The sequence below is a fragment of the Micromonospora sp. II genome (genome assembly GCF_001709195.1).
Taxonomy (GTDB): domain Bacteria; phylum Actinomycetota; class Actinomycetes; order Mycobacteriales; family Micromonosporaceae; genus Micromonospora; species Micromonospora chalcea.
On record NZ_LYXF01000032.1, the window covers coordinates 1 to 19782 of the forward strand.

Genomic DNA, 19782 nt, shown 5'->3' on the forward strand with positions numbered 1-19782 from the left:
ACCCGGATGGACTACCTCTCCCCGCTGTTCAACGAGACGGCGTACGCGCTCGCGGTGGAGAAGCTGCTCGGGATCACCGACGACATCACCGAGCGCGCGAACACCATCCGCGTGCTGATGATGGAGCTGAACCGGATCTCGTCGCACCTGGTCTGGCTGGCGACCACCGCCATGGAGCTGGGCGCGATCAACATGATGCTGTACGGCTTCCGCGAGCGGGAGTACGTCCTCGACATCTTCGAGACCATCACCGGCCTGCGGATGAACCACGCGTACGTGCGGCCGGGCGGCGTGGCGCAGGACGTGCCGGACGACGCGATCCGCAAGATCCGCGACTTCCTCCAGCTGATGCCGAAGCGGCTCAAGGAGTACGAGAACCTGCTCTCCGGTCAGCCGATCTGGCTGGAGCGGACGCAGAACGTGGCGGTCCTCGACGTGACCGGCTGCATGGCGCTCGGCGTCACCGGCCCGGTGCTGCGCTCCGCCGGCCTCGCCTGGGACCTGCGCAAGACCATGCCGTACTGCGGCTACGAGACGTACGAGTTCGACGTGCCGACCCACACCGACGGTGACGTGTGGGGCCGCTACCTGGTCCGGGTCGCGGAGATCCGGGAGTCGCTGAAGCTCGTCGAGCAGGCGCTGGACCGCTTGAAGCCGGGCCCGGTGATGGTCTCCGACAAGAAGATCGCCTGGCCGGCGCAGCTCGCCATCGGCGTCGACGGCATGGGCAACTCCCTGGAGCACGTCGCGAAGATCATGGGTCAGTCGATGGAGTCGCTGATCCACCACTTCAAGCTCGTCACCGAGGGCTTCCGGGTCCCGCCGGGCCAGGTGTACGTCGCCGTCGAGTCGCCCCGTGGCGAACTCGGCGTGCACGCGGTGTCCGACGGCGGCACCCGGCCCTACCGGGTGCACTACCGGGAGCCGAGCTTCGTCAACCTCCAGGCCCTCCCGGCGATGGCCGAGGGCGGCCTGATCGCCGACGTGATCGCCGGCGGCGCCTCGCTGGACCCCGTGATGGGTGGTTGTGACCGATGAGCACGTTCACTGAAGAGACCCGGCTCCGGGCGCGGGAGATCATCGCCCGGTACCCGGCCGACCGGTCCCGCTCGGCGCTGCTGCCGCTGCTGCACCTGGTCCAGTCCGAGGAGGGGTACGTCTCCCCGGCCGGTGTCGAGTTCTGCGCCGAGGTGCTCGGGCTGAACAAGGCCCAGGTCGGCGCCGTCGCCACCTTCTACACCATGTACAAGCGCAAGCCCACCGGTGAATACCTGGTCAGCGTCTGCACCAACACCATGTGCGACGTGCTCGGCGGGCAGAAGGTCTACGACGCCCTGGCCGAGCACCTCGGCGTCGGGCACGAGGAGACCACCGCCGACGGGAAGATCACCCTGGAGCACGCCGAGTGCCTGGCGGCGTGCGACTACGGCCCGGTCATGACCGTGAACTACGACTTCTTCGACAACGTGGAGCCGCAGGGCGCGCTCGACGTGGTCGAAGAGCTGCGGGCCGGCGGCCGGCCGATGCCGACCCGGGGCGCGCGCCTGTGCACGCTCAAGGAGATGGCGGTCCAGCTCGCCGGTTTCGCCGACGAGCGCGACGGCGCGGTGGCCGACGGCGGGCCGGGCGAGCCCAGCCTGCGCGGCCTGCGCCTGGCCGAGCAGCACGGCGTCTCGGTGCCGGGCTTCGACCCGAAGACCCCGATCCGCAGCAAGGCCGAGGCCGACCGGGCCGCCGCCGAGGCGAAGGCGAAGGCCGAGGCCGCGAAGCCGGCCCCCGCGCCCGAGCCGGCCAAGGCCGCCGAGCAGGTTTTGCCGGAGGCGGCCACCGGCAGCACCGCGCCGGACGTGAAGGCGCCGGACGCCAAGTCGCCGCAGGTGCGTACCGCCGAGACCCGGCAGCCGGACGCGGCCACCGCCGTACCGGACGCGCCGGGCACCAAGATCCCGGTGGACGGCCCGCCGCCGGTGCCGCGCGACGCGCAGGCGGCGGAGGCGGCCGGCACGGCGGCGAACCCGCCGGCCGGCGACGGCAAGCCCGCCGGCGACGCGGCCGGCGCGCAGGAGCGCAACCTCAAGGAAGCGGAGGCCGGTACGGGCGCGGACGGCGCCGACCCGGCGGACGCCAACGGATCGGGGGTCCGCAAGTGACCACGCCTCGGCCGGAGACGCTGGCCAAGCTCACGCCGGTGCTCACCAAGCGCTGGCTGTCGCCGGACGCCTGGCGGATCGGCACCTACGAGAACCTGGACGGCTACGCCGCCCTGCGCAAGGCGCTCAAGGCGCACCCGGACGACCTGATCCAGCTGGTCAAGGACTCCGGGCTGCGCGGCCGTGGCGGCGCGGGCTTCCCGACCGGCCTGAAGTGGGGCTTCATCCCGCAGGGCGACGGCAAGCCGCACTACCTGGTGGTGAACGCCGACGAGGGCGAGCCGGGCACCTGCAAGGACCTGCCGCTGATGACCTACGACCCGCACTCGCTGGTCGAGGGCGTCATCATCGCCTCGTACGCGATCCGGGCCAACCGGGCGTACATCTACATCCGCGGTGAGGCCGTGCACGCCGCGCGGCGGCTGCGCAGCGCGGTCGCCGAGGCGTACGCCAAGGGCTACCTCGGCCGGAACATCCTCGGCTCCGGGTTCGACCTGGACCTGGTGGTGCACTCCGGCGCCGGGGCGTACATCTGCGGTGAGGAGACCGCGCTGCTGGACTCGCTGGAGGGCTTCCGCGGCCAGCCCCGGCTGCGCCCGCCGTTCCCGGCGACCCACGGCCTGTACGCCAGCCCGACCGTTGTCAACAACGTCGGCACCATCGCCAGCGTGCCGTACATCGTGCTCGGTGGCGCGGACTGGTGGAAGACGATGGGCACGGAGAAGTCGTCCGGCCCGATGATCTACTCGCTGTCCGGCCGGATCGCGAACCCGGGCCAGTACGAGTGCTCGATGGGCATCACGCTGCGCGAGCTGATCGAGCTGGCCGGCGGGATGAAGCCGGGGCACAACCTGAAGTTCTGGACCCCGGGTGGCTCGTCGACGCCGCTGCTGACCGCCGAGCACCTGGACGTGCCGCTGGACTTCGAGGGGGTGGCGGGGGCCGGCTCGATCCTGGGCACCACCGCCACGCAGATCTTCTCCGACCAGGACTGCCCGGTGTACGCGACCTACCGGTGGCTGGAGTTCTACCACCACGAGTCGTGCGGCAAGTGCACCCCGTGCCGGGAGGGCAACTACTGGATGGTCCGGGTCTACCGGCGCATCCTGTCCGGCCAGGGCACCCACGAGGACCTGGACACCCTGCTCGACACCTGCGACAACATCCTCGGCCGCTCGTTCTGCGGTCTGGGTGACGGCGCGACCAGCTCGGTCACCTCGTCGCTGAAGTACTTCAAGCAGGACTACCTCGACTACATCGAGGGACGTACCGCTCCGAAGCTGTCGGAGAAGACCCTGGTAGGGGCGCACTGATGACCGACGTAGCCAAGCAGACCGAGACCGTCACGCTGACCATCGACGGCGTCGAGGTCACCGCCCCCAAGGGGGCGCTGCTGATCCGGGTCGCCGAGCAGCTGGGCACCGAGATCCCCCGCTTCTGCGACCACCCGCTGCTGGCCCCGGCCGGCGCCTGCCGGCAGTGCCTGGTGGAGGTGGAGGGCCAGCGCAAGCCGGTCGCCTCCTGCACCCAGACCGTCGCCGACGGCATGGTGGTGCGGACCCAGCTCACCTCCCCGGTCGCCAAGAAGGCCCAGGAGGGGGTGATGGAGCTGCTGCTCCTCAACCACCCCCTGGACTGCCCGATGTGTGACAAGGGCGGCGAGTGCCCGCTGCAGAACCAGGCGATGTCCACCGGCCGGACGGACTCGCGGTTCCACGAGCACAAGCGGGAGTACCCGAAGCCGCTGCCGATCAGCACCCAGGTGCTGCTCGACCGCGAGCGCTGTGTGCTCTGCCASCGGTGCACCCGGTTCTCCGAGGAGATCGCCGGGGACAAGTTCATCGACCTGATGGGCCGCTCCTCGCACGAGGAGATCAACATCTACCGGGACGAGGAGTACGGCGAGGAGGGCGACGAGGGGGACGTCCCGTTCAACTCGTACTTCTCCGGCAACACCGTGCAGATCTGCCCGGTGGGCGCGCTGACCGGCGCGCAGTACCGGTTCCGGGCCCGCCCGTTCGACCTGGTCTCCACGCCGAGCGTCTGCGAGCACTGCTCGGCCGGTTGCGCCCAGCGCACCGACTGGCGGCGCGGCAAGGTGCTGCGCCGGCTGGCCGGCGACGACCCGGCGGTGAACGAGGAGTGGAACTGCGACAAGGGCCGCTGGGGCTTCCAGTACACCCGCGCGTTCGACCGGATCAGCACCCCGATGGTGCGCGACGAGAAGACCGGTGAGCTGCGCGAGGCGTCCTGGAGCGAGGCGCTGACCCGGGCCGCCGAGGGGCTGCGCGAGGCCCGTGACGGCGCGACCGGCACGGCGGTGCTGACCGGCGGTCGGCTCACCGTCGAGGACGCCTACGCGTACGCGAAGTTCGCCCGGATCGCACTGCACACGAACGACATCGACTTCCGGGCCCGCCCGGTCTCCCGCGAGGAGGCCGACTTCCTGGCCAGCAGCGTCGCCGGGGTCACCGACGTGACCTACAGGGACGTGGAGAACGCGCCCGCCGTGGTGCTGGTCGGCTTGGAGCCGGAGGAGGAGTGCCCGATCCTCTTCCTGCGGCTGCGCAAGGCGTACCTGAAGAAGAAGCTCACGGTGTACGCGATCGCGCCGTTCGCGACGCGCGGCCTGGAGAAGCTCGGGGCGAAGCTCGCCCGGGTGGTGCCGGGCGAGGAGGCCGGCGTGCTGGCCGAGCACGCCACCGTGGCGGAGGCGCTGGGTAAGCCCGGCGCGATCCTGATCGTCGGCGAGCGGCTGGCCGAGGTGCCGGGCGGGCTGTCGGCGGCGGCGGACGTCGCCCGGCGTACCGGTGCCCGGCTGGTCTGGGTGCCGCGGCGCGCGGGTGACCGCGGCGCTGTCGACGCGGGCTGCCTGCCCAACCTGCTCCCCGGCGGCCGTGTGGTCACCGAGCCGGCCGCCCGCGCGGAGCTCGGCGAGGCGTGGGACATCCCGGCCGGGGTGATCCCGAGCCAGGCCGGCCGCGACACCGACGGCATTCTCACCGCCGCCGCGAACGGTCAGCTCGGCGCCCTGGTGGTGGCCGGTGTCGACCCGGCCGACCTGGCCGACCCGCGCCTGGCCGAGAAGGCCCTGGACGCGGTGCCGTTCCTGGTCAGCCTGGAACTGCGGATGAGCGCTGTGTCGCGCCGGGCCGACGTGGTCCTGCCGGTCGCGCCGGTGGTCGAGAAGGCCGGCAGCTTCCTGGACTGGGAGGGCCGGCTGCGCACGTTCGAGAAGGTGCTGGACACCGGCGCGATGACCGACGCCCGGATCCTGGACGCGATCGCCGCGCAGCTCGACGTGCGGCTGGGCACCGGCGACGTGCCGAGCATCCGCCGCGAGCTGGGCACGCTGCCGCGTACCCGGGYCGAGCGGCCGTCGGCGCCATCGGTCGAGCCGGCCGCCGTCCGGCAGCCGGGCGCGGGCGAGGCCGTGCTGTCCACCTGGCACCAGCTCATCGACCTGGGCAGCCTCACCGACGGCGACGAGCACCTCGCCGGCACCGCCCGCCCGCCGGTGGTCCGGCTGGGCAAGGGCACCGCCGAGTCCCTCGGCGTGGCCGACGGCGACGCGGTCACCGTCGGCACCGACCGTGGCGCGGTCACGCTGCCGGCGGCGATCACCGAGATGCCGGACGGCGTCGTCTGGCTGCCGACCAACTCGCCCGGCTCCACCGTGCGGCGCAGCCTCGGCGCGACGTCCGGTTCGCTGGTGAAGGTCTCCGTCGGCGCCGCCGGCGGTTCGGCCGTCCCGGCGGGGCGGGTCGCGGCGGACGCCGCGGACCGGCCGGGCCCGCTGCTGAACACCGGGAGTGCACAGTGAGCGCGCGCAGGCAACGAGCGGAGCGAGTACGCCTCGCGGTCGCGAACGAAAGGTCGGTGCAGTGAATCTCTACCTCGCGGCGCAGGACCCGACGCTTGCCGACTTCGGCAAGGACCCGTGGTGGCTGGTCCTCGGCAAGATCCTCTTCGCGTTCGTCGTCGCCGTGGCGGCCACGCTGCTGGGCGTCTGGTTCGAGCGCCGGGTCGTGGGCCGGATGGCGGTGCGGCCCGGCCCCAACCAGGCCGGACCATTCGGTCTGCTCCAGACGCTCGCCGACGGCGTGAAGCTGGCCTTCAAGGAGGACATCCTCCCGCGCAAGGCCGACAAGGTGGTCTACTTCTTCGCCCCGGTGATCTCCGTGGTCTGCGCGGTCACCGCGCTGTCGGTGATCCCGTTCGGGCCGATGGTGAGCATCTTCGGGCACCGCACGCCGCTGCAGGTCACCGACGTGTCGGTGGCGGTGCTGGTGGTGCTGGCCTTCTCCTCGCTGGCCGTGTACGGCATCGTGCTCGGCGGCTGGGCCAGCGGCTCCACCTACCCGCTGCTCGGTGGTCTGCGCTCCGCCGCCCAGTTGGTGTCCTACGAGGTCACCATGGGCCTGAGCGTGGTCGCGGTCTTCATGACCGCCGGCACCATGTCGACCAGCGGGATCGTCGCCGCGCAGGGCGACGGCACCCGGCTGAGCATCGGCGGCTTCGACCTCGCCGCGCCCGGCTGGTACGCGATCCTGCTGCTGCCCAGCTTCATCATGTTCTTCATCGCCATCGTCGGTGAGACCAACCGGGCGCCGTTCGACCTGCCCGAGGCGGAGTCGGAGCTGGTGGCCGGCTTCCAGACCGAGTACAGCTCGCTGAAGTTCGCGCTGTTCATGCTCAGCGAGTACGTCGCGATGGTCACCATGTCGGCGTTCACCGTGACGCTGTTCCTCGGCGGCTGGCACGCGCCGTGGCCGATCACGATCTGGTCGGGCGCCAACGAGGGCTGGTGGCCGATGCTGTGGTTCTTCGGCAAGGTCATCCTGCTGGTGTTCGTCTTCGTCTGGCTGCGCGGCACGCTGCCCCGGCTCCGCTACGACCAGTTCATGCGCTTCGGCTGGAAGGTGCTGCTGCCGCTGAACCTGGTCTGGATCATGGTGCTCGCCGGGCTGCGCTCGATCGAGGACTGGCAGGCCCGGGACCGGCTGCTCGTCACCGCCGTCGGCGCGGGCGTGCTGCTGCTGGTCACGCTCTTCTGGCCGAGCCGGAAGAAGGAGCTGAAGCAGTCGCCCCAGGAGCAGGCGGACAGCCGGCCGTACGGCAGCTTCCCGCTGCCGCCGATGGATCTTCAGGTTCCGCCGAGCCCGCGTACCAAGCGCGTGCTCGCCGAGCGGGAGCCGGCCAACGTGGTCGCCGGCCCGGACTCCAGGGAGGTGTGACGTGGGCGCGATCACCGGAACGTTCAAGGGCTTCGGTGTCACCTTCTCGCACATGTTCAAGAAGGTCGTCACCACCGACTACCCGTTCAAGCCGCCGGTCTCGGCGCCGCGCTACCACGGGCGGCACATCCTCAACCGGCACCCGGACGGGCTGGAGAAGTGCATCGGCTGCGAGCTGTGCGCCTGGGCCTGCCCGGCCGACGCGATCTACGTGGAGGGTGGCGACAACACCGAGGAGCAGCGCTTCTCCCCGGGTGAGCGGTACGCCAGCATCTACCAGATCAACTACGCCCGGTGCATCTTCTGCGGGCTCTGCATCGAGGCCTGCCCGACCCGTTCGCTCACCATGAGCAACGAGTACGAGCTGGCCCGGGACAACCGGCAGGACCTGATCTTCACCAAGGAGCAGCTGCTCGCGCCGCTGCTCGAAGGCATGGAGCAGCCGCCGCACCCGATGCGGCTGGGCGACAGCGAGAAGGACTACTACGTCGGCGCGCTGACCAACCCGGGCACCTCGGCCGGTGCCGAGCGCTCGCCGATGGGCCCCGGCCGGTACCAGGTGGAGGAGCACCCCGGCGTGACCTTCCCCGGCGCCGAGCAGGCCGAGCAGCGGTCCGCCGCCGCGGCGGGCAAGGGAGGCAAGGCATGACCTCGGCAACGGTGCTCGCCGCTGCGGGCCAGGTGTCCGGGGGTGAGGAGGTCACCTTCTGGATCCTCGCCCCGCTGGCCCTGCTCGGGGCGGTCGGCATGGTGTGGGCCCGCAACGCGGTGCACTCCGCGCTCTGGCTCGTGCTGACCATGCTCTGCCTGGGCGTGTTCTACGTGCTCCAGGCGGGGCCGTTCATCGGCATGGTGCAGATCATCGTCTACACCGGCGCGATCATGATGCTGTTCCTGTTCGTGCTGATGCTCGTCGGCCGGGACGCCTCCGACTCGCTCATCGAGACGCTGCGCGGCCAGCGGGTCGCCGCCGTCGTCCTCGGGCTCGGCTTCGCCGGCCTGGTGGGCAGCGGCCTGTACCGCGCGCTCGACGGCGTGCCGGCTGCCGGGCTCGACGAGGCGAACGCCGAGGGCAACGTGCAGGGCATCGCCCGGCTGCTGTTCACCAAGTACGTCTTCGCCTTCGAGCTGACCTCGGCGCTGCTGATCACCGCCGCGGTGGGCGCGATGGTGCTGGCGCACGTCGAGCGGCGCAAGGCGGACCGGATGGACCAGATCGCCACCATGAAGGCGCGGTTCCGCCCCGGCAACTACCCCGGCCCGAAGCCCGGCCCGGGTGTCTACGCCACCTCCTCCTCGGTGGCCACCCCGGCCCGCCTGCCCGACGGCCGGCTGACCGACCGCAGCATCCCGGAGATCCTGCCGGTGCGCGAGCTGACGGCCGAGGAGACCGCACCGAAGGGGACGGACAAATGACCCCGGACTACTACCTGATCCTCGCGGCGGTGCTGTTCACCATCGGCGCCGTCGGCGTGCTGGTCCGGCGCAACGCGATCGTGCTGTTCATGTGCATCGAGCTGATGCTCAACGCGGCCAACCTGACGCTGGTCACGTTCAGCCGGATCAACGGCGACCTGAACGGCCAGATCATGGCGTTCTTCGTGATGGTGGTCGCGGCGGCCGAGGTCGTGGTCGGTCTCGCGATCATCATGGCGATCTTCCGTACCCGGCGCTCGGCGAGCGTCGACGACGCCAACCTGCTGAAGTACTGAGGGGCTCGTGGTGGAACAGATTCTGACGATCGCCCAGTCTGAGCCAGCCGAGGCCGTCACCTTCGCCACGGCGGACGGGATGCTGGGCTCGGTCTGGCTGCTGGTGGCGATCCCGCTGGTCAGCGCGGCGATCCTGCTGCTGCTCGGCAAGCGGGCCGACCGCTGGGGCCACTGGCTCGGCGTGGGCGCCATCGGCGCCGCCTTCCTGCTCGGTCTCACCTACTTCTTCCAGCTTCGCGGCCTGGAGAACAAGCAGGTCGAGCTGAGCCTCTGGGACTTCATGGCGGTCGGCAACCTGAGGGTGGACTTCGGTCTGCTCTTCGACCCGCTGGCCGCGGTCTTCGTCCTGCTGATCACCGGGGTGGGTTTCCTGATCCACCTCTACGCCGTGGAGTACATGGCGCACGACGCGGGCCGGCGACTGTTCTTCGCGTACTTCAACCTGTTCGTCGCCGCGATGTTGCTGCTGGTGCTCGGCAACAACTACGTGATGCTCTACTTCGGCTGGGAGGGCGTCGGTCTGGCGTCGTACCTGCTGATCTCCTTCTGGTACGGCCGGCCGAGCGCGGCCACCGCCGGCAAGAAGGCGTTCCTGATGAACCGGGTCGGCGACGCCGGCCTGGCCATCGGCATCTTCATCATGTTCGCCATGCTCGGCACCACCCAGTACGACGAGGTGTTCAACGGGGTCGGCTCGATGACCTCGACCACGGTGCTGGTGCTCGGCCTGCTCCTGCTGCTCGGCGCGGCTGGCAAGTCCGGCCAGTTCCCGCTGCAGGCGTGGTTGCCGGACGCGATGGAGGGCCCGACCCCGGTGTCCGCGCTCATTCACGCGGCCACCATGGTCACCGCGGGCGTCTACCTGATCGCCCGCTCCAACGCGATCTTCTCGGCCAACGAGACGCTGCAGCTCGTGGTGGTCAGCGTCGGCGCGCTCACGCTGCTGATGGGCTGCATCATCGGCGCGGCCAAGGACGACATCAAGCGGGTGCTGGCCTGGTCGACGGTCAGCCAGATCGGCTACATGTTCCTCGGCGTCGGGCTCGGCGGCGGAGCGTACGCGCTGGCCATCGTGCACCTGCTGGCGCACGGCTTCTTCAAGGCCAACATGTTCCTCGGCGCCGGCTCGGTCATGCACGGCATGAACGACCAGGTGGACATCCGCCGCTTCGGCGGGCTGTCGAAGTACATGAAGGTCACCTGGCTGACGTTCATGATGGGCTGGCTCGCCATCATCGGCATGTTCCCGTTCTCCGGCTACTTCTCCAAGGAGCCGATCATCGTGGCCGCGTTCGAGCGGGAGGGCTGGACGGCCTGGCTGTTCGGCATGGCCGCGCTGCTCGGCGCCGGGCTCACCGCGTTCTACATGACGCGGCTGTTCGTGCTCACGTTCCACGGCCCGAAGCGTTGGACCGAGGACATCGAGCACCCGCACGAGTCGCCGAAGCTGATGACGATCCCGCTGATCCTGCTGGCGATCGGCTCGGTCGGCGCGGGCTTCCTGCTCGCCACCTCCGTGCCGGACTGGCTCACCGCCACCAACGGGCTCGGCGGCGAGAGCGGGGAGCACGCGCCGGTGCTGGCGCACTGGCTGCTCACCGCGCTGTCGCTGCTGGTCACCGTGCTGGGCGCCGGGCTGGCCTGGTTCCTGTTCCGGGGCGGTACGGCCACCGAGCCGCAGCCGGCCGGCGTGGTGGTCACCGCCGCGCGCCGGAACCTCTACACGGACGCCTTCAACGAGGCGGTCTTCGAGAAGCCGGGCATCTTCCTCACCCGGGCGCTGGTGTTCCTCGACAACCGCGGCGTCGACGGGATGGTGAACGGCCTTGCCGCCGCCGTGGGCGGGGGCTCGGGCCGGCTCCGGCGGCTGCAGACCGGCTTCGTGCGGTCGTACGCGACCTCGATCCTGACCGGCGCGCTCCTCGTGGTCGCGGCGTTCCTGGCGGTGCAGGCGGGGTGGCTGGCGTGATCGACCTCAACGCGGCCGCCCCCGCCGGCGGGCCACGCAGTCACGACGGAGGTAAGGCCGAATAATGTCCAACTTCCCGTTCCTCTCGGTGCTGACCGTGGCGCCGCTGGTCGGCGCCCTGGTGGTGGCGCTGCTGCCACGCAGCCGTCCGGACCTGGCCAAGCTGGTGGCGTTCGGCTGGTCGCTGCTGGTGCTGGTGCTCTCGGTGGTGATGTGGTTCGCCTTCTCCGCCGGTGGTGACCGGTTCCAGTTCCGCGAGTCGTACCCGTGGATCCCGAACTGGGGCGTGAACTTCACCTTCGAGGTGGACGGCATCGCGCTGGTCATGCTGATGCTGATCGCGATCCTGGTGCCGCTGGTGATCCTGGCGTCCTGGCACGACGCCGAGGCGTCGAAGCGCTCGGTGCCCGCCTACTTCGCGCTGCTGCTCGTCCTCGAGTGCACGATGATCGGCGTCTTCGCCGCCGCCGACGTCTTCCTGTTCTACGTGTTCTTCGAGGTCATGCTGGTGCCGATGTACTTCCTGATCGGCAGCTACGGCGGCCACCAGCGGCAGTACGCGGCGGTGAAGTTCTTCCTCTACTCGCTGGTCGGCGGTCTGTTCATGCTGGCCGCGGTGATCGGCCTCTGGGTGGTCGGCGGGAAGACCTTCGACTGGCAGGCGCTGAGCCAGGCGGAGTTCGCCACCGACACGGCCCGCTGGCTGTTCCTCGGCTTCTTCGTCGCCTTCGCGATCAAGGCGCCGTTCTTCCCGTTCCACACCTGGCTGCCGGACGCCGGTGGCGCGGCCCCGGCCGGCGCCGCCGCGCTGCTGGTCGGCGTGCTGGACAAGGTCGGAACGTTCGGCATCCTGCGCTACTGCCTCCCGCTGTTCCCGGAGGCGTCGCGGTGGTTCGCGCCGTGGGCGCTGGCGCTGGGTGTCATCGGCATCATCTACGCCGCGCTGCTGGCGGTCGGCCAGAACGACCTGAAGCGGCTGGTGTCGTACACCTCGATCGCGCACTTCGGGTTCATCGGCATCGGCATCTTCGCCTTCACCACCCAGGCCGGCACCGGCGCGGTGCTCTACATGCTCAACCACGGCCTGGCCACCGGCCTGCTGTTCCTGGTGGTCGGCATGCTGATCGCCCGGCGCGGCTCGGCCCTGATCAGCGACTTCGGCGGCGCGGGCAAGCTCGTGCCGGTGCTGGCCGGCGTGCTGTTCTTCGCCGGTCTGGCCTCGCTGGCGCTGCCCGGCACGGCGCCGTTCGTCTCCGAGTTCCTGGTGCTGATCGGCACGTTCACCGTCAACAAGCCGGTCGCGGTGATCGCCACGCTCGGCATCATCCTGGCGGCGGCGTACGTGCTGTGGATGGTGCAGCGCACCACGCAGGGCACGCTGAACCCGGCGCTGACCGAGGTCGAGGGCATGCGCCGGGACCTCACGCTGCGCGAGAAGGTCGTCGTCGCGCCGCTGATCGCGCTGATCGTGCTGCTCGGCTTCTACCCGAAGCCGGTCACCGATGTCATCAACCCCGCCGTCCAGGCGACCATGCAGGACGTCGGCAAGTCCGATCCCGCCCCTGAGGTCGGCAGCGTCCAGGAGGCCGCGAAGTGAGTGAACTGAAGCTGCCGTCGATCGACTACGCGGCGCTCGCTCCGATCCTGATCATGCTGGGCGCGGCCCTGGTCGGGATCCTGGTCGAGGCGTTCGTGCCGCGTCGGCTGCGCAACGCGGTGCAGCTCGGGCTCGCCCTGGTGGCGATGCTCGCGGCGATCGTGATGGTGATCCTGAACGCGGACGCCCGGCTGATCACCATCGGCGGGGCCATCGCGGTCGACGGGCCCACGCTGTTCCTCCAGGGCGCGATCCTGGTCCTGGCCGTCATGGCGCTGCTGCTCGTCGGCGAGCGCACGGTGGAGCGGGGCGGCGCGTTCGTGGCGCACGCCGCGGTCACCGCCGAGTCGGCCGAGGACCGCCGGCAGGCCGAGGGCGTCGGTGGCGCCACCGAGGTCTACCCGCTGATGTCGTTCGCGATCGCCGGCATGCTGATCTTCGTGGCGGCGAACGACCTGCTGACCATGTTCATCGCGCTCGAGGTCTTCTCGCTGCCGCTCTACCTGCTCTGCGCGCTGGCCCGCCGCCGGCGTCTGCTGAGCCAGGAGGCGGCGCTGAAGTACTTCATGCTCGGCGCGTACGCCTCGGCGTTCTTCCTGTTCGGTGTCGCCCTGATCTACGGCTTCACCTCCGGCATCCCGGGCCGTGGGGCCGGCGTGGACTTCGCCACCGTGCACGCGGCGGTCACCGACTCCTCGTCCAGCCCGGTGCTGCTCTTCGCCGGCATGGCGCTGCTCGCCATCGGCCTGCTGTTCAAGGCCGCCGCCGCGCCGTTCCACGTCTGGACGCCGGACGTCTACCAGGGCGCGCCGACTCCGGTCACCGGCTTCATGGCCGCCTGCACCAAGGTCGCCGCGTTCGGCGCGCTGCTGCGCGTCTTCCACGTGGCGTTCGCCGGGGCGTCCTGGGACTTCACGCCGGTGCTCGGCGCGATCGCGGTGCTGACCATGCTGGTCGGCGCGGTGCTCGCGGTCACCCAGACGGACATCAAGCGCCTGCTGGCGTACTCGTCCATCGCGAACGCCGGCTACCTGCTGGTCGGTGTGCTGGCGCCGAGCCGCGAAGGGCTCTCCGGCACGATGTTCTACCTGGCCGCGTACGGCTTCTCGGTGCTCGCCGCGTTCGCCGTGGTGACGCTGGTGCGCGACGCCGACGGGGAGGCCACCCACCTGTCCCGCTGGGCCGGGCTGGGCCGCCGCTCGCCCTTCTTCGCGGCGATCTTCACGTTCATCCTGCTGGCCTTCGCCGGCATCCCGCTGACCAGCGGCTTCACCAGCAAGTTCGCGGTCTTCGGCCCGGCCCTGGAGGCGAACCAGGCGTGGCTGGTGATCGCCGGTGTGCTGACCAGCATGGTGCTGGCCTTCCCGTACCTGCGGGTCGTGGTGATGATGTGGCTGTCCGAGCCGGGCGAGTCCACCCCGACGGTGACCGTGCCGGGCGCGCTCACCTCGGCGGCGCTGGTCATCGGCGTGGTGGCCACGCTGGCGCTGGGTGTGGTCCCCGGTCCGCTGCTCGACCTGACCACCGGTGCTGCCGAATTCGTCAGATGACCGACGTGATCCCACCGGGGGCCGGTACGCCGTGGCGTGCCGGCCCCCGGCCCGTATCCCCCTCGACGAGCAGGTCGAACGGGTGTGGCATGGTTGAGGACGTGGCGAATCCGGCTGGCGAGCGTTCAGGTCAGTTCGGCGCGCTCGGCCTGCACCTCGCGGACCCGCGCGTCGAAGCCTCGGTGCTGGGCGTGCTCGACCGGGTCGAGACGAGCCTGCGGGCGAGCGTGGCGAGCGCTGACCCGCTGGTGACCGAGGCGTCCCGGCACCTGGTCGAGGCCGGCGGCAAGCGGTTCCGCCCGCTGCTGGTGGCGCTGAGCGCCCAGTTCGGCGACCCGGAGGCCGCGCAGGTCGTCCCGGCCGCCGTGGTGATGGAACTCACCCACCTGGCGACGCTCTACCACGACGACGTGATGGACGAGGCCGCCGTGCGGCGGGGCGCGCCGAGCGCCAACTCCCGCTGGACCAACTCGGTGGCCATCCTGGTCGGCGACTACCTCTTCGCCCGGGCCGCGGACATCGCCGCCGAACTGGGCACGGAGGCGGTACGCCTGCAGGCGCGCACGTTCGCTCGGCTGGTGCACGGCCAGATCGCCGAGACGGTCGGCCCGCGCGACGACGACCCGGTCGCGCACTACCTGCACGTGATCGCCGAGAAGACCGGTTCGCTGATCGCCACGTCGGCCCGCTTCGGCGGCATGTTCGGCGGCGCGTCCCCCGAGCACATCGAGGCGCTCGCCGGGTACGGCGAGATCATCGGCGTCGCGTTCCAGCTCTCCGACGACCTGCTGGACATCTCCAGCGAGTCGATCCAGTCCGGCAAGACGCCCGGCACCGACCTGCGCGAGGGCGTGCCCACCCTGCCGGTGCTCTACGCGCTGGCCTCGGACGACGCGGACGCGGCGAGCGTACGGCTGCGGGAGATCCTGGCCACCGGCCCGCTGGTGGACGACGCGCTGCACGCCGAGGCGCTCGGCCTGCTGCGGGAGTCCCCGGCGCTCAAGCGGGCCCGGGAGACGGTACGCAGCTACGCCGAGGACGCGCGGGCCCGGCTGGCCCCGCTGCCCGAGAGCCCGGCGCGCCGCGCGCTGGAGTCCCTCTGCGACTACATCGCCGACCGCACCAGCTGACCCCCGCACCCAGGGCGAGGGCGGTCAGCCGAGCGCGGGGGCGCGGCGGAGCAGGCGGGCGCCCAGCAGCATCAGTACGGCGGCCACGAGCATCGCTGCCGCCGCCGTCAGCCACATCGCCGGGTAGCCGGCCGCGCCGGCCAGCGCGCCCAGGCCGAGCGGGCCCAGGCAGCCGCCCGCGTACACGCCGGTCTGGGTGATCGAGGTGGCGGCGGCCGGGGCCTGCGGGTGCAGCCGGACCACCGCGAAGTTCATCAGCCCGGGCCAGGCCCAGCCGAGCCCGAAGCCGAGCACCACGCCCGCGACCAGCGGCGCGGAGCCGGCCACCGCGAGCAGGATCAGGCCGACCGACCCGGTCAGCAGCATCCCGGCGATCAGCCCGACGTGCCCGTCGGCGCGCCGGTCGGCGAGCCAGCCGACGCCCACCCGGGCCAGCACGCACACCGCGCTGCCGAGCGTGAGCGTCAGGCCGGCCAGGCCGGGGGAGAGACCCCGCGTCGCCGCCGAGTCGACCAGGAACGTGCCCAGCGCGTTCGCCGCGGCCGCCGCCAGCGTCGCGGCCAGCCCGATCACCACGAGCGGGGCGGTGCCGCCGTAGCGGCCCCCGGAGGCGGCCCGGGCGTGCCGGTCCCGTCCGGTCCGGGGTACGGCCGGCAGCGCGGCCAGCGCCGCCCCGGCGGCGACCACGAAGGCCCAGCGCCAGCCGGCGGTGAGCGCGACGGTGGGGACCGCCACGCCGGCCAGCAGCGTCGCGACCGGGATGGCGGCCTGCTTCACGCCGAACGAGAGCCCCTGCCGGTGGGCGGGCACGTGCTCGGCGAGCGCGGCGTTGCTGGCGAGCTGTCCGAGGGCGTTGGCGGCGGCGCTGAGCGCCAGCAGCGTCACCAGCATCGGGTACGACCGGGCCAGCCCGGCCACGGCCAGCAGGGAGGCGGCGGAGAGCAGGATGCCGGCGCGGGCGACGGTGGCCGGGCCGTACCGCTCGACCAGGGCCCCGGAGGGCACCGAGGCGAGCGCGCTCACGCCGAAGTAGATCGAGACGGCCAGGCCCAGGCCGGCCGGGCTGAACCGGAGTTCGTCGCCGAGCTGCACGGCGAGCCCGCCGACGAGGAAGACGGGCAGGACGCACACGATCGTGGTGACGGTGGCGCCGGCGCCCGCCCGGACCGCCCGCCGGGCCGACGCGGGCGCGTCTTGCGAAACTGTTTCAGTCATTGCGAGCACACCCTACGCCCGCACGTTTTGGCTGCTCATCGTGTCCGTCGACCTACCGTCTGTGTCCGGTGATCTGGCATCCTCCATCCGAACAGGCATTTCGCACTCGGCCGGTTTTTCATATGGTGTAAGTCCCCGGCGGCGGAGGTGGTTGTGCGCGACCCCTTGGCGGAACCCTCGGACCTGATCCGCAGCGTGTCCCGCGCGCTTCGAGTGCTCGAGTCGGTCGGCCGTGCGCCGAGAGGGCTCACCGTGAAGCAGATCGCCCGGCGTTGCGAGTTGACAGTCGCCACGACCTACCACCTTGTCCGCACGCTCGCGTACGAGGGCTACGTGATCCGGCGCGAGGACGGGACGTACATCGTGGGGTTGGAGGTCGCCGACCGCTACCGCGAGCTGGTCACCGCGTTCCGCGGGCCGCCCGCGGTCGGCGAGGCGCTGCGCCGCGCGGCGTCGGACACCGGCTGGAGCCACTACCTCGGCCGTTTCATCGGCGGGCAGGTGGCGGTGACCGCCTCCGCCGAGGGGCCGCGCTCGCCCTTCCTGGAAGACCTGGTGCCGGGCTTCGACGAGGGCGCCCACGCCACCGCGCTCGGCAAGAGCCTGCTCGCCACGCTCACCACCGAACAGCGCTTCCGCTACCTGCGCGAGTACGGCATGCGCCCGTTCACCACCGCCACCCTCACCACCGTGGAGGCGTTCGAGGCCGACCTGGCCGCCGGTGACCGGCGCGGCATGCAACTGGAACTCGGGCAGTTCCGGCAGGGCGTGGCGTGCGCGGCGGTGCTCGTCGCCCCGGACAAGGACATCGAGCGCCGGGTGGTGCTGGCGTGCGCGCTGCCGGCCGGCGAGATGATGACCTCGGCCCGGGTGGTCCGCGCGAAGCTGCTCACCGCCGCCAGGTCGATCGCCGACGGCATCGCCTCGGAGAACTGACGAAGGGCCGCCGACCTGGTGGGTCGACGGCCCCTCGCGGAGCGGACCAGCGCCGGACCGCTCCCGGGGTGGGTCAGCTGCCGACCGGGCCGCCGTCGAGGCGCCAGGTGACCACCACGCCGGGCTTGGCGAAGTCGCCGTCCGGCCAGGTGGAGGCCGGGTTCTCCACCGACGCGCCGGTCACCTCGCCCGGGTGCTGCACCGCCACGAAGACCGAGCGGTTGTCACCGGTGATGAACGGGCCGCAGGTCTCCGCGCCGAGCGGAACGGTGAGGAACTGCTTCAGGTGACCCCGCTCCGGGCCCTCCACGGCGGTGGCGAACAGGCCGTCGTTGCTGCCCAGCGCGTTGCCGTCGGTCGAGATCCACAGGTTGCCGGTGGCGTCGAAGGCGACGTTGTCCGGGCAGGAGATCGGCGAGACCCTGGTCTTGTCGTACCCGGCGAAGTACGTCGAGGCGTCGGCCGGGTCGCCGCAGACGATCGGCAGCGACCAGGCGAAGGTCTCGGCCGTGTTGTCGCCGCGGTCCTCGACCAGCTCCAGGATCTGCCCGTGCCGGTTGCTGTTGCGCGGGTTCGCCTCGTCAGCCGGGGCCTTGCCCGCCTTGCCGCGGTCGCTGTTGTTCGTCAGCGCCACGTACACCTTGCCGGTGAGCAGGCTCGGCTCGACGTCCTCGGGGCGGTCCATCTTCGTCGCGCCGACCTTGTCCCCGGCCAGCCGGGTGAACGTGAGCACGTCGGCGGCGGTCATGCCGTCGACGTACGAGCGGTTGCCGCTGACCAGCTTGATCCAGCGCCCCCGGCCGCCGAAACCGCCGTCGGCCGGGAGCTTGCCGGAACCGTCGATCTCGGCCGCCGGGCTGTCCCCCTCGATCCTGGCGACGTAGAGCGTGCCCGACTCCAGCAGCGTCAGGTTGTGCCGCCGGGCCACCGAGGACTTGCCCGGCATGAACTTCTTGTCCGACACGAACTTGTAGAGGTAGTCGAAGCGCTCGTCGTCGCCCATGTACGCGACCACGCGGCCGTCGCGCGCCACGATGACGTTCGCGCCCTCGTGCTTGAACCGGCCCAGCGCGGTGTGCTTGCGCGGCTTGGACTGCGGGTCGAACGGGTCGATCTCGACGACCCAGCCGAACCGGTTCGCCTCGTTGGGGTGCCGGGCCAGGTCGAAGCGCTCGTCCGCCCGGTCCCACTTGCGGCTGCCGCTCGGGTAGCGCACGTCGGTCGGGATGCCGTAGCGGGTCAGCTTCGCCTTCTGCTCCTCGGCCACCGCGTCGCCGCCGACGAAGTACTGGTTGAAGTTCTCCTCGCCGGAGAGCACAGTGCCCCACGGGGTGACGCCGCCGGCGCAGTTGTTGAGCGTGCCGACGACGGTCCGGCCCTTCGGGTCGGCGGCGGTACGCAGCCACGCCGACCCGGCCGCCGGGCCGGTCATCTCGAACTTCGTCGCCAGCGCCGTGACCCGGCGGTTGTACTCGCGCCGACCGCGCCGGACCGGCTGCCACTGCCCGGTGTTCTCCACCCGCTCCAGCTCGACCACTGACATGCCGTGCGCGGCCATCGCCACCCGCACCTGCTCCACGGTCAGCGCGTCCTGGCTGGTGAAGCCGGGGAACATGAGGTCCTCGTTTGTGTACTCGTGGTTCACCACGAGCAGCGCGCGCCGACGGTCGATCGGCAGCACGCCGACGAAGTCGTTGTTGTAGCCGAACTGCTTGGACTGGGCGGCGGCGGTCTGCCGGCCCAGGTTGAACGCGGGCGCGCCGGGCACGACCTCGTCACCCCAGCGGATCACCACCGAGTGGTCGTACCCGTTCGGCACGACGAGCGTGTCGAGCTTGTTCGGCGGGATCGGCTTGAACGTCAGCGCGCCGCTGCCGGGACGCCCCGCACCGGTGGCGGCCACCCCGCCCTCGCCGGGCACCGGCGGAGCGGCGGGGGCGGCAGCCGCCGGGGACCCGGCCAGCGCGCCCGCCGCGGCGCCGCCGAAGCCGAGCACCAGCGCGCCGACCGCGCCGGCCCGGACCACGCCGCGCCGGGAGATCTCGGTGTCGACCACGTCCCCGAAGTACGGGTTGTCGGTCGGGTTGGGCACCGGGTGGTCGCAGGCGTTGCCGCACCGGTACAGACAGGTCATCGCGTCGCGGCTGCCGTGGCGGGTGCCACCGAGCAGCGGAAGCAGGCGAGGCCGGTCGCTCATGAGGTGGAGCCTCCAGATCGGACGAGGGGGAAGGCGCACGGGCGAGGGAGCCCGCGCTCACCCGCCGGACGCTGCCAGGGCGCCGTGAG

Annotated in this window: 15 protein-coding genes; 13 read left to right on the forward strand and 2 right to left on the reverse strand. The window is 71.4% G+C overall.

Features of this window, described 5'->3' with window-relative positions:
• From A8711_RS17320 to A8711_RS17375, 12 genes are all read left to right on the forward strand, one after another.
• The coding region (locus A8711_RS17320; protein WP_069088817.1) for an NADH-quinone oxidoreductase subunit D at nucleotides 1-1038 on the forward strand (1038 nt) is incomplete at its 5' end.
• A complete protein-coding gene (nuoE, locus tag A8711_RS17325; protein ID WP_043327311.1) occupies nucleotides 1035-2150 on the forward strand; it encodes an NADH-quinone oxidoreductase subunit NuoE in 1116 nt (371 codons plus the stop codon). The genes A8711_RS17320 and nuoE, both read left to right, overlap by 4 nt.
• Nucleotides 2147-3463, forward strand: a complete 1317-nt coding sequence (nuoF, locus tag A8711_RS17330; protein WP_043327309.1) for an NADH-quinone oxidoreductase subunit NuoF — start codon at nucleotides 2147-2149, stop codon at nucleotides 3461-3463. Before nuoE ends, nuoF begins: the two co-directional genes overlap by 4 nt.
• Complete coding sequence (locus A8711_RS17335; protein ID WP_069088818.1) at nucleotides 3463-5973, forward strand: NADH-quinone oxidoreductase subunit G; 2511 nt, start codon at nucleotides 3463-3465, stop codon at nucleotides 5971-5973. Before nuoF ends, A8711_RS17335 begins: the two co-directional genes overlap by 1 nt.
• Before the next feature lie 61 nt (nucleotides 5974-6034).
• Entirely contained in the window at nucleotides 6035-7387 is a 1353-nt protein-coding gene (gene nuoH / locus A8711_RS17340) for an NADH-quinone oxidoreductase subunit NuoH (protein ID WP_043327305.1), read from the forward strand.
• A 1-nt stretch (nucleotide 7388) separates the two neighbouring features.
• Nucleotides 7389-8036: an NADH-quinone oxidoreductase subunit NuoI gene (gene nuoI / locus A8711_RS17345; protein ID WP_030500778.1), complete on the forward strand. Its 648-nt coding sequence runs from the start codon at nucleotides 7389-7391 to the stop codon at nucleotides 8034-8036.
• Entirely contained in the window at nucleotides 8033-8803 is a 771-nt protein-coding gene (locus A8711_RS17350; RefSeq protein ID WP_043327303.1) for an NADH-quinone oxidoreductase subunit J, read from the forward strand. Before nuoI ends, A8711_RS17350 begins: the two co-directional genes overlap by 4 nt.
• Nucleotides 8800-9099, forward strand: a complete 300-nt coding sequence (gene nuoK / locus A8711_RS17355) for an NADH-quinone oxidoreductase subunit NuoK (RefSeq protein WP_013283611.1) — start codon at nucleotides 8800-8802, stop codon at nucleotides 9097-9099. Before A8711_RS17350 ends, nuoK begins: the two co-directional genes overlap by 4 nt.
• Nucleotides 9100-9106: 7 nt before the next feature.
• On the forward strand, nucleotides 9107-11068 hold the full coding sequence (nuoL, locus tag A8711_RS17360; RefSeq protein ID WP_069088819.1) for an NADH-quinone oxidoreductase subunit L: 1962 nt from the start codon (nucleotides 9107-9109) through the stop codon (nucleotides 11066-11068).
• A gap of 64 nt (nucleotides 11069-11132) precedes the next feature.
• Nucleotides 11133-12665 (forward strand): NADH-quinone oxidoreductase subunit M, encoded by a 1533-nt coding sequence (locus A8711_RS17365; RefSeq protein WP_030500781.1) that lies wholly within the window; start codon nucleotides 11133-11135, stop codon nucleotides 12663-12665.
• On the forward strand, nucleotides 12662-14215 hold the full coding sequence (gene nuoN / locus A8711_RS17370) for an NADH-quinone oxidoreductase subunit NuoN (protein ID WP_043327299.1): 1554 nt from the start codon (nucleotides 12662-12664) through the stop codon (nucleotides 14213-14215). The genes A8711_RS17365 and nuoN overlap by 4 nt, the downstream gene beginning before the upstream one ends.
• Nucleotides 14216-14304: 89 nt before the next feature.
• Nucleotides 14305-15345, forward strand: coding sequence for a polyprenyl synthetase family protein (locus A8711_RS17375; RefSeq protein WP_043327297.1), 1041 nt, complete (start codon nucleotides 14305-14307; stop codon nucleotides 15343-15345).
• A gap of 24 nt (nucleotides 15346-15369) precedes the next feature.
• Here the strand turns inward: A8711_RS17375 and A8711_RS17380 are convergent, their stop codons facing one another.
• The gene (locus A8711_RS17380; RefSeq protein WP_064448435.1) at nucleotides 15370-16560 is read right to left on the reverse strand and encodes an MFS transporter; all 1191 of its coding nucleotides are present in this window, start codon (nucleotides 16558-16560) and stop codon (nucleotides 15370-15372) included.
• 153 nt (nucleotides 16561-16713) lie between these two features.
• Between A8711_RS17380 and A8711_RS17385 the strand changes: the two genes are divergently transcribed.
• Nucleotides 16714-17496 carry an IclR family transcriptional regulator gene (locus A8711_RS17385; protein ID WP_030503712.1) on the forward strand — a complete coding sequence of 261 codons (783 nt, stop codon included), beginning with the start codon at nucleotides 16714-16716 and terminating at the stop codon, nucleotides 17494-17496.
• Nucleotides 17497-17569: 73 nt separating this feature from the next.
• Here A8711_RS17385 and A8711_RS17390 read toward each other — a convergent pair whose 3' ends face one another.
• The gene (locus tag A8711_RS17390) at nucleotides 17570-19693 is read right to left on the reverse strand and encodes a PhoX family phosphatase (RefSeq protein ID WP_064448436.1); all 2124 of its coding nucleotides are present in this window, start codon (nucleotides 19691-19693) and stop codon (nucleotides 17570-17572) included.
• Nucleotides 19694-19782 lie beyond the last annotated feature (89 nt).